Here is a 13,052-nt window from a genome sequence, read left to right on the forward strand (position 1 = left end):
ACCAAACCGCACTAGGACTCTTGGTGGGATCCTACAAAGATTGGCGTTGATCGTCGCCATTCTGTGATCTTTTGTTGACCGGCGGGGTCAATGTCTGAGTTGGCACCACCGGATCGAGTCGCCCCACGGTCAGCGCGACCCGCAGGGCGAAGGCATCCCGGGGCGCCAGCGGGCTGAACCCGGTGACCTCGGAGATCCGCCGCAGCCGGTAGCGCACGGTGTTCGGGTGCACGTACAGCGCCCGGGCGGCGCTCTCCAACGTGCCGCCCGCGGCGAAGAAGGCGTCCAGCGTCTCCAGCAGCTCACCGCCGGCGCGGACCAGCACCGCGTACACGTCGTGGCGTAGCCGTCGGCGGGCCTCGGCGTCGGCGGCGAGCGCCCGCTCGGGCAGCAGGTCACCGGCGTGGACCGGTCGGGGCGCGGCCGGCCAGGCCGGCGCCGCCCGGTACCCGGCCAGCGCCGCCCGCGCCGACTCGGTGGCCTCGTCCAGGCTCGGCACCGCCGGACCGACCACCACCGGCCCGTCGCCGAAGGCGGTCAGCAGCTTGCCGGTGGCCGCGACCGGATCCGCCGCCCCGCCGAGCACGATCACCAGGCGGTCGCCGTGCACGCCGCCGATCACCTCGGCCCCGATCCGCCGGGCCTGTCGGTAGACGGTGTGCAGCACGGCGGCGACCTCGCCGCCGGGGGAGGGGCCGACCGCCACCGCGACCGGTGGCGCGTCCGTCCAGCCGAGCGCGGCGGCGCGGCTGGCCAGCACGTCCGGCGAGTCGCCGCGCAGCAGCGCGTCCACCAGCAGGGCCTGCAGCCGGGCGTCCCACGAGCCGCGCGACTCGGCGGCCCGGGCGTACACCCGGGCGGCGGCGAAGGCGATCTCCCGGGAGAACCGCAGGACCGCCTCGCGCAGCTGTGGCTCCTCGCCGGGGGCGGCGAGGTCGCTGACCTGCTCCTCGACGACGTCGATCGTGACCTTGATCAGCGCGACGGTCTGCTGCAGGCTGATCGAGCGGGCCAGCGCCTGCGGCGCCGTGGCGAAGACCTCGTCGGAGACCTCCTGGGTGCCCTCGGTGGCCCCGCCGCCGGCGCGTAACCACTGGACCAGGGAGCGGGCGCCGGCCTGGGCCACGAGCATCACCCACGAGCGCTGGTCGGCCGGCAACTCGCGGAACCAGGGCAGGGTCTCGTCCATCCGGGCCACGCTCGCGGTGGCCAGCGCGCCGGCCGCCCGCTCGATCCGGCGCAGCGTGGCCGACAGGTCCGTCCCGCCCGACTCGCTCACCCGCCTAGCCTGACATGCCCTGACCTGGATCTCGACGGCAGGCACCGGGGGTGCCCGTGGGCGCCGACCGGGGTACGCGCCGCGCGGCCCGACGGAGGCGGCCAGTACGGTGACAGGGCACGCCGGGTGGGCACCGGCGGGTGAGGGCGAGAGTGTGAGGAGACGCCGATGGCGCACGGGGAGGCCGACCACGGCTGCGCCCAGGAGGAGCCGTGCCGACCGGGCCCGCACGAGCAGCCGGCCCTCGCCATGCACCACCGCCGGCCGCCCGGCCTGACGCATCCGGTCGAACCGGCCGCCGGCCGGTCGCCCGATTGCCCCGAGGACGACGCCGCGCCGGCCCGCCCGCGCGGCGGCGAGCCGTCGCTGCCCCGGCAGCGGGTCACCGAGCCGCCGCCACCGGCGCAGTCCGGGTCGACGGCCGGCGGCTGCCGCAGTGACCTGCCCGGCTGGGCGGGTGCGCACCGGCACGGCCCGGTCCGCCCGGCGCATCGCACCGTGCGGCGGGGGCGGCCGCCGGGCCGCTGGTGCTGAAAGGATTCAGCGGGTACGACGGCGGATCAGCAGCGCGATCCCGGCGAGGCCGATGGTGATCACCAGCATCACCGCGATGTTCAGCAGGAGCAGGCGCCGCAGTTCGCTGAACGCCTCGTTGAGGTCCTGGGCGGGGTTGAGCGTGTCCTCCGGGATGATGCGTTCGCCACCGCCGACCCCGCCGCTGACCGCCTCGTAGGTCCGCTCCAGCGGCACACCGGCGGTCCGCAGCGTCTCGGACATGCTGACCCGCCCGAGATACCAGGCCGCCGTGATCTTGCGGTCCGGCTGCTTCGCCGGCCGGAAGACGCGCGGCCCGCCGACCGCCTTCGGGTAGAGGTCGTACGTCTGCTTCGGAACGTCGCCCGCCAGCACCACGACCGTGTACTTCGGACCGAGGTCGGCCTTCTTCGGGCCGCCCGACTGGCGGACCAGCCCGCGGTGGTTGACCTGCTCGATGACGGCCACGACGTGGGCCGGGTGGGTGTCCGCGCGCAGTTGCAACGGCTCGGCCAGCCCGTGCCCGGTGATGTCCACGCCGGCCGGTGGCGTCTTCGGTGCCGCCTTGGCCGCCTCGGCGACGGTGAGCGACAGCAGCACGGCCACCATCGCTCCCGCTGCCACCGCGGCCAGTCGCCTCATCCGTCGGACCATGCCGCCTCCTCGCCCCGTTCGATGGCCGGCCGTGCTGCAGGGGTCACGCGTTGGAAGGCCGACGGCGGTGACCGTGCCCACAGGACGGGTACCCACCTCAAAGACTCCGCGGAACGTGGATCGGTTGCAGCTGATGGAACACTAATTGGAACTATCTGCGATCGCGACTCGACCAATGATCAGCCGTGAACCAGCGGGCGGATCTTACCTGTGCGGAGGCAATGGTGGGGGGCAGGATAGCGCGTACGGTGCGTGCGTGGGCAGTGCTGTTCGGCGTGGCGTTCGGCGTGTCGTTGCTGATGCCGGCGACCCCGGCCGCCGCGCACAACCAGCTGACCGGGAGCAGCCCGCGTGACGGCGCCCGGGTCGCCACCGCACCGGAGCGCGTCGAGCTGCGCTTCCTGGCCAGGCTCGACGCGAGTACGACGAAGATCACCATCACCGGACCGGACAACGTCGACGCCCTCGGCGGCAAGCCGCGCTTCTCGGGTAACCGGGTCAGCGCGCCGCTCGCACCCGCGCGGGCGGGCCTCTACATCGTCGGGTACGAGGTGGTCTCCGGCGACGGTCACCCGATCACCGGCGAGGTCCGGTTCACCCTGACCACAGGTACGCCCGCCGAGACCCCGGAGCCCACCCCCGCCGACCCGACGGCAGCCACCCCGGCACCGACGACGGCCCCGGCGGAGGCCACGCCCACCCCGGCACCGACCACGCCGGTGGGCGCCACGCCGGTGCCGAGGTCCGACGAGTCGTCCGGCGGCGGCTGGTGGTGGGCGGCCGTCGCGGCGGTGCCGCTGCTCGCGATCCTGGCCGTGGCCCGGCTCATCCGCCGCCGCGCCGCCCGCCGCTGAGCCGCGTCGCCGCCACCGCCGCCCGGGTCCGGGGCAGCGGCCCGCGCGGAACGGTTCGTGCCCGGATCCTGACCAGGGCAGGCGGATCAGGGCAGGCGGATCCGGGCGGCCCGCAGGCGGGTGAGGGTGCGGTCGGGGCCCAGCACCTCCAGGGACTCGAACAGCGGCAACCCGACGGTGCGGCCGGTGACCGCGACGCGTACCGGCGCCTGGGCCTTGCCGAGCTTGAGGCCGCGCGCCGCGCCGACCGCCTCCAGGGTGGTCTTGAGCGTCTCCGCGTCCCACGACTCGACCGCCTCGAAGGCGGCGATGGCGGCGTCCAGCAGCTCCGCCGAGCCCTCCTTCATCGCCTTGGCCCAGGCCGCCTCGTCGATCAGCGGCGAGGCGAGGAAGAGGAAATCGACGTTCGGCACGATCTCGCTGAGCACCGCGATGCGGGTCTGCGCCAGCGGCGCCACCGCGGCGAACGCGGCCGGGTCGAACTCCGCCGGCTGCCAGGGCGGCGGCGCGATGGTGCCGGTGCCGGTCAGCCACGGCCGGCAGGCCTCGACGAACTCCTCGACCGGCAGGGCCCGGATGTACTCACCGTTGAACGCGCGCAGCTTCTTCTCGTCGAAGAAGGCCGGCGAGGGGTTGACCTCCGCCAGCCGGAACTCGTCCTCGATGACCGGCCAGGGCACGATCTCCCGGTCGCCGGACGGCGCCCAACCGAGCAGCATCAGGTAGTTGCGCATCGCCTCGGCGAGGTAACCCTCGTCCCGGTACGCCTCCAGGGCGACCTTGTCGCGGCGCTTGGAGAGCTTCTGTCGCTTCTCGTTCACCACCACCGGCACGTGCGCCCAGACCGGTGGCTTCACGCCCAGCGCGTCCCAGAGCAACTGCTGCTTGGGGGTGTTGGGCAGGTGCTCCTCGGCCCGGATCACGTGGGTGATCCCCATCGTCATGTCATCGACGACGTTGGCCAGCAGGAAAACCGGCGAGCCGTCGCCCCGGGCGATGACGAAGTCTTCGATGAGCTTGTTCTCGAAGGTCGGCTCGCCCCGGATCAGGTCGACGACGGTTGTCGCGCCCTCGTCCGGGGTGCGGAACCGCAGCGCGCGGCCCTCGCCGGGCGGCAACCCGCGGTCGCGGCAGTATCCGTCGTAGCCGGTGTACTGGTTACCGGTGCGGGCCTGCACCGCCTCGCGGGTGCAGTCGCAGTAGTACGCGCGGCCGGCCTCGTACAACCGTCGTGCGGCGGTCCGGTGCTCCTCGGCGTAGGAGGACTGGAAGTACGGTCCCTCGTAGCTGCCGCGGGCGATGCCGATCCAGTCCAGCGCGGACAGGATGCCCTCGGTCCACTCGGGCTTGTTCCGCGCCGCGTCGGTGTCCTCGATGCGCAGCACGAACACCCCGCCCTGCTGCTTGGCGTAGATCCAGTTCTGCAGCGCCGAGCGGGCGCCGCCGACGTGGAACATACCGGTCGGGGAGGGGGCGAAGCGCACACGTACCGTCACGGCCTCCAGCCTACAGATGCACGCAGGAGGCCCCTGCTATCGCCCGGTGTTGTGAAAGGCGCTCCTCCCGGCACTACGGCGGTTACGGCACGGAGCGGATCTTCAGCACCAGAACGCTGCCGAGCAGGGTCACCGCGGCGGTGGTCGCGTACAGCACCGGGTAGCCGCCCAGGTACACCACGATCGGGGCGGCGATGGCCGGGCCGAGCACCTGCGGTGCCGAGTTGGCAATGTTGATAACTCCGAGATCCTTGGCCCGGTCGGTGGCCTTCGGCAGCACCTGGGTGATCAGGGCGGCGTCCACCGACAGGTACACCCCGTAGCCGGCGCCGAGCACCAGCGCGGCGACCACCGCCACCGGCCAGGTGGGCGCGGCGGCCAGCAGCAGCGCCGCCGCCGTCATCACCACGCCCGCGGCGATCACGAAGACCTTCCGCTTGCCGGTACGGTCGGACAGCCGGCCGGCGACCACCGTGGTGGCCATCAGCCCGGCGGTGTAGAGCAGGATCAGCACCAGCAGCCCGCCCTCGGGGTCGGCCACCCGCACCTCGTCGGTGAGGAAGTAGAGCAGGTAGAGGGTGCCGAAGGCGTTGCCGAGCTGGACCAGGAAACGGGTTATCCAGGCCCAGCCGAAGTCCGGGTGCCGGCGCGGCGACACCCACAGCCCGGCGAGCAGGCCACGCAGCGCCGGCCGGTGGGCGCGGGGCAGCGGATCGTCGGCGGTACGCAGCGCGAAGGGCAGCGCGAGCAGCAGCACCGCGGCGGCGACGGCCAGGTAGCCGTGGCCGTCGCCGGTGAACACGACCGTGACCAGCACGACGCCGAGGACCAGCCCCAGCACCTGCGGGATGCCGACCCAGCCGGAGACGCCGCCGCGCTGGGTGACCGGCACCCGGTCCGGTACGGCGGCGGTCAGGCTGGCCAGCATCGCGTTGAAGCAGACCTGCGCGGCGACCCAGCCGAGCGCGACCCCGAGCACCGTGTGCGCCCGCGCGAGCAGCACCAGGGCCAGCGCGCCGAGCACCGCGCCGCCGAGGGTCCAGATGTGCCGGCGGCCGAACTCCCACCGGCCGAATCGCAGGCAGGTCCGGTCCGACAGCGCGCCGGCGAGCGGGTTGGCGAGCACCGCGGCCAGGGCGCCGAGGCCGGTGACCACCGCCAGCATGGTCTCCTTGTTCGCCGGCGCGATCTGCCCGATCTGCTGCGGCAGCAGCACCTGGATCGGGGTGAAGAAGGCCATCCAGACGCCGAGGTTGGCGGCGAACAGCAGCGCGATCCACCCCCGCCGGACCGGCACCGTCGGCTCGGCGAGCGCGGCCGGCAGCGACGTCGGGGTGGGGTCGACGGTGGTCACCGCGGTGGTTCCCGGCGGGCCGCCGCGATCACGTCGCGCAGCCAGGCGTACGACGACTTCGGCGTCCGGCGTTGGGTGTGGTAGTCGACGTGCACCAGGCCGAAGCGCTTGGTGAAGCCCTCGGCCCACTCCCAGTTGTCCAGCAGCGACCAGACGAAGTAGCCGGTCACGTCGACCCCGTCGTCGATCGCGGCGCGTACCGCCCGCAGGTGGCCGTCCAGGTAGGCGATGCGGTCCGGGTCGTGCACCCGCCCGTCGGCGTCGGGCGTGTCGTCGTAGGCGCAGCCGCTCTCGGTGATCTGGACCGGTGGCAGCTCGGCGCCGTAGCTGCGGTGCAGCCAGCCGAGCAGCTCGCGCAGCCCGTCCGGGACCACCGGCCAGTCGAAGGCGGTACGCGGGTAGCCGGTGAGCGGCACCAAGTCGAACGGGAGTGGCGAGTCCTCCTCGGGCGCGCGTACCGCCGTGGGGTGGTAGTAGTTGACGCCGAGCACGTCGAGCGGGGCGGCGATCACGGCCAGGTCGCCGTCGCGGACGGCGGCGGTGTCGAAGCCCAGCTCGGTCGGGTACCCGCGACCGAGCAGCGGGTCGGTGAAGAGCCGGTTGTGCAGCGCCTCGTAGGTTGCCGCGGCGGCGGCGTCGGCCCGGCTGCCGCCGACGGTCCGCACCGGCGAGTAGTTGTTGGCGATGCCGACCGGGCCGCTGCCGCGGGCGCGCAGCGCGGCGACCGCGAGACCGTGGCCGAGCAGCTGGTGGTGGGCGACCGGGAAGGCGTCGAAGAGCAGCGTCCGGCCCGGCGCGTGGACGCCCATGCCGTGCCCGAGGCTCATGTGGATGAACGGCTCGTTGAGGGTGATCCAGAGCTTGACGCGGTCGCCGAGGCGGGCCGCCACCAGGTCGGCGTACGCGGCGAAGCGGGGTGCGGTGTCCCGGTTCAGCCAGCCGCCGGCGTCCTCCAGCGGCTGGGGCAGGTCCCAGTGGAAGAGGGTGGCGACCGGGTCGATGCCGTGCGCGAGCAGTTCGTCGACCAGCCGATCGTAGAAGTCCAGCCCGCTCGCGTTGACCGTGCCGGCGCCGGTGGGCAACACCCGGGGCCAGGCCACCGAGAAGCGGTACGCGGTGACGCCCAGCCCGGCCATCAGGGCCACGTCCTCGGCGTACCGGTGGTAGTGGTCGCACGCGACGTCGCCGCTGCTGCCGTCGATGATCCGGCCGGGCGTGCGGGCGAAGGTGTCCCAGCTGGACGGTCCGCGCCCGTCGGTGTCGGCGGCGCCCTCGATCTGGTACGCGGAGGTGGAGACACCCCAGCGGAATCCGGCGGGGAACTGGGGCATCGGTGCGGTCGGCATGCGCCCTCCCAGGAAAACGCGAAACGTGTTCGGCACTCTAGGGGGCGGCGTGGCGGGACGCCATAGGCTCCCGAGCCGCGAAGAGCAAGACCTTTCGGCGTGTCTTTTACGAACCCGTCCATATACGTCCGTTTTTGCGCATAGAGTGCCGAATATTGTGGGATGTCCTCACTGGAGGAAGACGGAAATGATCCTCGTGGAACGCAGCGCGCACGTGGCGGCGCCGGTGGAAGCGGTCTGGGACGTGGTGCAGCGGGCCGAGCAGTTGCCGGCCTGGCTCGCCGGGGTCCGTGCGGCCGAGGTCCTCTCGGGGGAGGGTTTCGGCCGGCGGCAGCTGGTCCAGGCCGGACGCGGCGCCGCGCATGAGGCCGAGGTGATCGCCTACCAGGAGCCGACCCTGATCGGCTGGCGGGAGCGCGCCAAGGGCGCCGGTGCCCGAGCGGAGGCGCGCACCGAGATATACGTCCAGCTCACCCCGGACGAACAGGAGGGCGGGACGGTCGTGCGGCTCATCGTCGTACGCTGGCCGGCCGGGCCGGTCAAGGCCGCCCTGCTCCGGCTCGGCCTGCGTCGGGTCGGCGCCGACCTGGAGGACTCGCTGGCCCGGCTGACCGATCTGGCCGCCGTCGGCTGACGGGCCGTGCCCCCTGGCGTCACCCGCGACGGTGGCGGCCCCGGTGTCCCCACCAGGTGCACCCGGGCCGCCACCACTTGTCGGTGCCCGTGCCCACCACGACCCGTCTGCGGGTAGCCGGCAGTCGGGCCGGGCTCGGTGGACTGGGCTCGGTGGGCTGAGCGGGGCGGGCCCGATGTCGCCGACCCGGCCGGCGTAGCAGCCGGCGGCCATGTCCGGGCCGAGTGCCACCCCGGTGCCTCCGGACCGCGCCGCCCGGACGACGGCCGGATCGGGGGCGAGCGCACCGGCGGGAGGTGGGCGCTGCGGCCGGTGCGCCCCCTCGGGGGCGGGCGCGACCGCCGCCCGGGTCGTCGTGGTCACGCGGACCGGAGCCGCACCGCGAACAGCTACTCGATGCCGCTGACCACCACGATTCCGCCCGGAAAGTACCGGTGGGCGCGCCACGCGCCGGTGGTCGAGGCGCTGCTACCCGACGGGTAGCTGCCGACGTGGCCCGCCTCGGTGGCCTGGCCGGGTTCGCGCTGCGCCACCGACTCCGACGCCCGCTCGGAGCGGAGATCGGAGTCGTGCGCCACCGCGGCCAAGCCCGGTCCCAACGTCGATACCGCCAGGGTGCAGGCGGCCAGGGCGAGACCGATCCGGACGATTCGCATGTGCACTCCCTCTCGTCGCGCCCGGCAGCGGTGGCGTCCGGGCTGCCGGTGGGCGGCGCGACGGGCGCGCCCCACCTGGCCGGTCTGGTGGCCACGCGGTAGCGCGGACACCTATCGACGATTGTGGATTATTGGTGTTACTGGAAAAAGACCTGCATCTATATTGCTGTGGTCGGGTCGAGGACACGCGGACGGGCCCGGCGCGCAGGTACATCGCGTCGGGCCCGTCCTCGGGCGTACGCCCTGGCTAGCTGTCGCCGCCGGTCTCGCCCACCGGGGCGGCGTTGACGTCCTCGATGGCGTACTTCTTGGCCGCCTCGGCCGGTACGTGGGGCGGTACCGTGCCACGCAGCGCGAGCTGCCGCAGTGTGGCGACCGCGACCGACTCGGCGTCGACGTGGAAGTGCCGCCGCAGGGCGTGTCGGGTGTCCGACAGGCCGAAGCCGTCGGTGCCCAGCGAGGTCCAGTCGCCGGGCACCCAGCGGGAGATCAGGTCGGGCACCGCGCGCATCCAGTCGCTGACCGCGACCTTCGGGCCGTCGGCGTCGGCCAGCTTGCGCTGGATGTACGGCACCCGCTGCTCCGCGCCCGGGTGCAGGAGGTTGTACTCCTCGCACTCCACCGCGTCCCGGCGCAGCTCCGTCCACGAGGTGACCGACCAGACGTCGGCGGCCACCCCCCAGTCCTGGGCCAGCAGTTGCTGCGCCTTGAGCGCCCACTGCATGCCGGTGCCGGAGGCCAGCAGGTTGGCCCGTGGGGCGTCCCCGTCCACCGCCGGGGCGGGGGAGTAGCGGTGGATGCCGTTGACGATCCCCTCCACGTCCACGCCGTCGGGTTCCGCCGGCTGGTGGATCGGCTCGTTGTAGACGGTGAGGTAGTAGAAGACGTTCTCCTGCTCCTCGCCGTACATCCGGTGCAGGCCGTGCTCCATGATGTGCGCGATCTCGAACGCGAACGCCGGGTCGTACGCGACCACCGCCGGGTTCGTCGCCGCCAGCAGCAGGGAATGACCGTCCTCGTGCTGCAGGCCCTCGCCGTTGAGCGTGGTGCGGCCGGCGGTCGCGCCGAGCACGAAGCCCCGGGCCATCTGGTCCGCCGCCGCCCAGAAGCCGTCACCGGTGCGCTGGAACCCGAACATCGAGTAGAAGATGTACATCGGGATCATCGGCTCGTCGTGGGTGGCGTACGACGTGCCGGCCGCGGTGAACGAGGCGACCGAGCCGGCCTCGTTGATCCCCTCGTGCAGGATCTGCCCGGCGGTCGACTCCTTGTACGACAGGAACAGCTCCCGGTCGACCGAGGTGTACCGCTGGCCGTGCGGCGAGTAGATCTTCGCGGTCGGGAAGATCGAGTCCAGGCCGAAGGTGCGCGCCTCGTCGGGGATGATCGGCACCCAGCGCTTGCCGAACTGCTTGTCCTTCATCAGGTCCTTGAGCAGGCGGACGAAGGCCATCGTGGTGGCCACCTTCTGCTTGCCGGAACCGCGCTTGACGTCGGCGAACCGCTCGCTGCCCGGGATGGGCAGCGACGTAAAGCTGGTCCGCCGCGTCGGCAGGTAGCCGCCGAGCTGCTGGCGCCGCTCGTGCAGGTACTGCATCTCGTCGGACTTCTCGTCCGGCCGGTAGTACGGCGGCAGGTACGGGTTCTCCTCCAGCGCCGAGTCCGGGATGTCGAGGTAGAGCCGGTCGCGGAAGGTCTTCAGGTCCTCCAGCGTCAGCTTCTTCATCTGGTGCGTGGCGTTGCGGCCCTCGAAGTGCGAACCGAGCGTCCAACCCTTGATCGTCTTGGCCAGGATCACGGTCGGCTGGCCGGTGTGCTCCGTCGCCGCCTTGTACGCCGCGTAGAGCTTGCGGTAGTCGTGCCCGCCCCGCTTGAGGTTCCAGATCTCGTCGTCGGAGAGGTCCTCGACCATCTTGCGGGTACGCGGGTCGCGGCCGAAGAAGTGCTCCCGCACGTACGCCCCGGACTCCGCCTTGTAGGTCTGGTAGTCGCCGTCGGGGGTGGTGTTCATCAGGTTGACCAGCGCGCCGTCGGTGTCGGCGGCGAGCAGCGGATCCCACTCCCGCCCCCAGACCACCTTGATCACATTCCAGCCGGCACCCCGGAAGAACGCCTCCAGCTCCTGCATGACCTTGCCGTTGCCGCGCACCGGACCGTCCAGGCGCTGCAGGTTGCAGTTGATCACGAAGGTGAGGTTGTCCAGCTCCTCGCGGGCCGCCACGCCGATCGCGCCGAGCGTCTCCGGCTCGTCCATCTCACCGTCGCCGAGGAAGGCCCAGACGTGCTGGTCGGAGGTGTCCTTGATGCCCCGGTGCTGCAGGTACCGGTTGAACCGGGCCTGGTAGATGGCGTTCAGGCCGCCCAGCCCCATGGAGACCGTGGGGAACTCCCAGAAGCCCGGCATCAGCCGGGGGTGCGGGTAGGACGGGAGACCGCCGCCGGGGTGGGACAGCTCCTGCCGGAAGCCGTCGAGCTGGTTCTCGCTGAGCCGGTCCTCGAGGTAGGCCCGCGCGTACATGCCGGGGGAGGCGTGACCCTGGTAGAAGATCTGGTCGCCGCCGCCGGGGTGGTTCTTGCCCCGGAAGAAGTGGTTGAAGCCGACCTCGTAGAGCGAGGCCGAGCTGGCGAAGGTGGAGATGTGGCCGCCGACGCCGATCTCCGGCCGCTGCGCGCGGTGCACCAGCATCGCCGCGTTCCACCGCACGTACGCCCGGATCCGGCGCTCCACGTGCTCGTCGCCGGGGAACCACGGTTCGCGCTCCGGCGGGATGGTGTTGATGTAGTCGGTGGTGGTCAGCGACGGCACGCCGACCTGGCGCTCCCGGGCGCGCTCCAGCAGCCGCAGCATGACGTAGCGGGCCCGCTTGGTGCCACGGTCGTCGATGACGCCGTCGAGCGACTCGACCCACTCGCTGGTCTCTTCGGGGTCGATGTCCGGAAGCTGGCTCGGCAGGCCGGCCGTGATCACCGGGCGCTTGCGTTCCGTAGCCACAGGCGTTCCCTCGGTTGTGTGTGGGACAGGTCTCTAGCACCATCCTGCCCCGCCATGGCCCTCGCCGTCACGTCCACCCGCCTGCAGCGCGACGCGCGACACAGGTACCCACCAGTAACTCTGTGCGGATCGCGGTGCGGAACGGCCCTGATGGGAGCGGTTCGGTACCAAGATCTCGATAGCGGGGGCAGAATGCGGTGGGTGCGTAGTGAGGTTATTAGTGTCGCGACGGGGTCGCGGCCGACCGTGCGGGACATCACCGGGGAGGCGGAGCAGTTCGTCTCCGGGCAGGGGGACGGGCTGCTCCACGTGTTCGTGCCGCACGCCACCGCCGGGGTGGCCATCATCGAGACCGGCGCCGGCTCGGACGACGACCTGCTCGCCGCGTTGGACGACCTGCTGCCCACCGACAACCGGTGGCGGCACCGGCACGGCTCGCCGGGGCACGGACGCGACCACGTGTTGCCCGCGTTCGTCGCGCCGTACGCGACGCTGCCGGTGCTGGACGGTCGCCTGGCGCTCGGCACCTGGCAGTCGGTCTGCCTGGTCGACACCAACGGCGACAACGCCACCCGGCAGGTCCGCTTCTCCTTCCTACCCGGCTGACGCCGCGACGACGGCCGGGGGCGGGAGTGCCGCTGACGGGTTGAGCTGGTCCGGTACCGGCCGCACGTAGGATGGTGACCATGCTGCGGCCAACCCTCACCCCGGCCGGCGTGGACGTGGCCGACCGCTCCGGGCTGGCCGGCGAGGCGGTGCGCCGGATCATGCATGTCGCCGCCGCCCTGCGGCACCACCAGGATCTCGACATCGCCGCGTTGGGGCTGACCCCGGCCGTCGCCCGCGCGCTGTACCACCTCGACCCGGACCACCCGCTGCCCGCCCGCGAACTGGCCGACCAGCTGCGCTGTGACCGGTCCAACGTCACCGCCCTGGTCGACAAGCTGGAGCAGGCCGGCCTGGTCGAGCGCCGGGTCGACCCGACCGACCGGCGGCAGAAGACGCTGGTGGTGACGGAGGCGGGCCGGCGGGTACGCGAGCGGGTGCACGACGTGCTCTCCGACTCCCGGCTGCTGACCGCGCTCAGCACCGAGGAGGTGGCCGCGCTGCGCGACCTGGTCTGGAAGGTCTCCGACGGCGGCTGCCCGGAGAACTGCGGCCCGTAGCGAGGCCGACGGGGCGCGCCTGAGGCGTGTTCGGCTGTGCGAGGCGTGCCCCGGTCGGTAATGCTGTCGGACGTGACCACCCCGCAG

12 protein-coding genes are annotated in these 13,052 nt (G+C 72.5%); 5 read left to right on the top strand and 7 right to left on the bottom strand.

All coding sequences use genetic code 11. From position 1 onward, the window contains the following. Positions 1-31: 31 nt before the first annotated feature. Positions 32-1,309, bottom strand: coding sequence for a helix-turn-helix domain-containing protein (locus O7615_RS21070; protein WP_278182173.1), 1,278 nt, complete (start codon positions 1,307-1,309; stop codon positions 32-34). 138 nt (positions 1,310-1,447) lie between these two features. Here O7615_RS21070 and O7615_RS21075 point away from each other — a divergent pair, with 138 nt between their 5' ends. Then, positions 1,448-1,813: a hypothetical protein gene (locus O7615_RS21075; protein ID WP_278179508.1), complete on the top strand. Its 366-nt coding sequence runs from the start codon at positions 1,448-1,450 to the stop codon at positions 1,811-1,813. A gap of 6 nt (positions 1,814-1,819) precedes the next feature. Here O7615_RS21075 and O7615_RS21080 read toward each other — a convergent pair whose 3' ends face one another. Then, the gene (locus tag O7615_RS21080; protein WP_278179510.1) at positions 1,820-2,467 is read right to left on the bottom strand and encodes a hypothetical protein; all 648 of its coding nucleotides are present in this window, start codon (positions 2,465-2,467) and stop codon (positions 1,820-1,822) included. 248 nt (positions 2,468-2,715) lie between these two features. Here O7615_RS21080 and O7615_RS21085 point away from each other — a divergent pair, with 248 nt between their 5' ends. Further along, positions 2,716-3,321, top strand: coding sequence for a copper resistance CopC family protein (locus O7615_RS21085; protein ID WP_278179511.1), 606 nt, complete (start codon positions 2,716-2,718; stop codon positions 3,319-3,321). Between the two features lie 86 nt (positions 3,322-3,407). Here O7615_RS21085 and gltX read toward each other — a convergent pair whose 3' ends face one another. From gltX to O7615_RS21100, 3 genes are all read right to left on the bottom strand, one after another. Further along, positions 3,408-4,817, bottom strand: a complete 1,410-nt coding sequence (gene gltX, locus O7615_RS21090; protein WP_278179512.1) for a glutamate--tRNA ligase — start codon at positions 4,815-4,817, stop codon at positions 3,408-3,410. A gap of 82 nt (positions 4,818-4,899) precedes the next feature. Continuing rightward, on the bottom strand, positions 4,900-6,171 hold the full coding sequence (locus tag O7615_RS21095; protein WP_278179513.1) for an MFS transporter: 1,272 nt from the start codon (positions 6,169-6,171) through the stop codon (positions 4,900-4,902). After that, positions 6,168-7,517 carry a GH1 family beta-glucosidase gene (locus O7615_RS21100; RefSeq protein ID WP_278179514.1) on the bottom strand — a complete coding sequence of 450 codons (1,350 nt, stop codon included), beginning with the start codon at positions 7,515-7,517 and terminating at the stop codon, positions 6,168-6,170. Before O7615_RS21100 ends, O7615_RS21095 begins: the two co-directional genes overlap by 4 nt. A 187-nt stretch (positions 7,518-7,704) precedes the next feature. Here O7615_RS21100 and O7615_RS21105 point away from each other — a divergent pair, with 187 nt between their 5' ends. Next, positions 7,705-8,151: an SRPBCC family protein gene (locus tag O7615_RS21105; RefSeq protein ID WP_093401307.1), complete on the top strand. Its 447-nt coding sequence runs from the start codon at positions 7,705-7,707 to the stop codon at positions 8,149-8,151. A 389-nt stretch (positions 8,152-8,540) separates the two neighbouring features. Here the strand turns inward: O7615_RS21105 and O7615_RS21110 are convergent, their stop codons facing one another. Both O7615_RS21110 and aceE read right to left on the bottom strand, forming a co-directional pair. Next, the gene (locus O7615_RS21110) at positions 8,541-8,807 is read right to left on the bottom strand and encodes a hypothetical protein (RefSeq protein WP_278179515.1); all 267 of its coding nucleotides are present in this window, start codon (positions 8,805-8,807) and stop codon (positions 8,541-8,543) included. Positions 8,808-9,054: 247 nt separating this feature from the next. Further along, complete coding sequence (gene aceE / locus O7615_RS21115; RefSeq protein WP_347405093.1) at positions 9,055-11,799, bottom strand: pyruvate dehydrogenase (acetyl-transferring), homodimeric type; 2,745 nt, start codon at positions 11,797-11,799, stop codon at positions 9,055-9,057. Between the two features lie 201 nt (positions 11,800-12,000). Between aceE and O7615_RS21120 the strand changes: the two genes are divergently transcribed. Beyond that, positions 12,001-12,405 carry a YjbQ family protein gene (locus O7615_RS21120; RefSeq protein ID WP_278179516.1) on the top strand — a complete coding sequence of 135 codons (405 nt, stop codon included), beginning with the start codon at positions 12,001-12,003 and terminating at the stop codon, positions 12,403-12,405. Between the two features lie 80 nt (positions 12,406-12,485). Next, the gene (locus O7615_RS21125) at positions 12,486-12,965 is read left to right on the top strand and encodes a MarR family winged helix-turn-helix transcriptional regulator (protein WP_278179518.1); all 480 of its coding nucleotides are present in this window, start codon (positions 12,486-12,488) and stop codon (positions 12,963-12,965) included. Positions 12,966-13,052 lie beyond the last annotated feature (87 nt).

The organism is Micromonospora sp. WMMD1082 (genome assembly GCF_029626175.1).
GTDB lineage: Bacteria > Actinomycetota > Actinomycetes > Mycobacteriales > Micromonosporaceae > Micromonospora.

What these genes read in the sequence shown, in the direction of transcription:
- O7615_RS21075 (WP_278179508.1), top strand. Translation starts at nt 1,448, where the DNA reads ATGGCGCACGGGGAGGCCGACCACGGCTGCGCCCAGGAGGAGCCGTGC.
- O7615_RS21080 (WP_278179510.1), bottom strand. Translation starts at nt 2,467, where the DNA reads ATGGTCCGACGGATGAGGCGACTGGCCGCGGTGGCAGCGGGAGCGATG.
- O7615_RS21100 (WP_278179514.1), bottom strand. Translation starts at nt 7,517, where the DNA reads ATGCCGACCGCACCGATGCCCCAGTTCCCCGCCGGATTCCGCTGGGGT.
- O7615_RS21105 (WP_093401307.1), top strand. Translation starts at nt 7,705, where the DNA reads ATGATCCTCGTGGAACGCAGCGCGCACGTGGCGGCGCCGGTGGAAGCG.
- O7615_RS21110 (WP_278179515.1), bottom strand. Translation starts at nt 8,807, where the DNA reads ATGCGAATCGTCCGGATCGGTCTCGCCCTGGCCGCCTGCACCCTGGCG.
- O7615_RS21125 (WP_278179518.1), top strand. Translation starts at nt 12,486, where the DNA reads ATGCTGCGGCCAACCCTCACCCCGGCCGGCGTGGACGTGGCCGACCGC.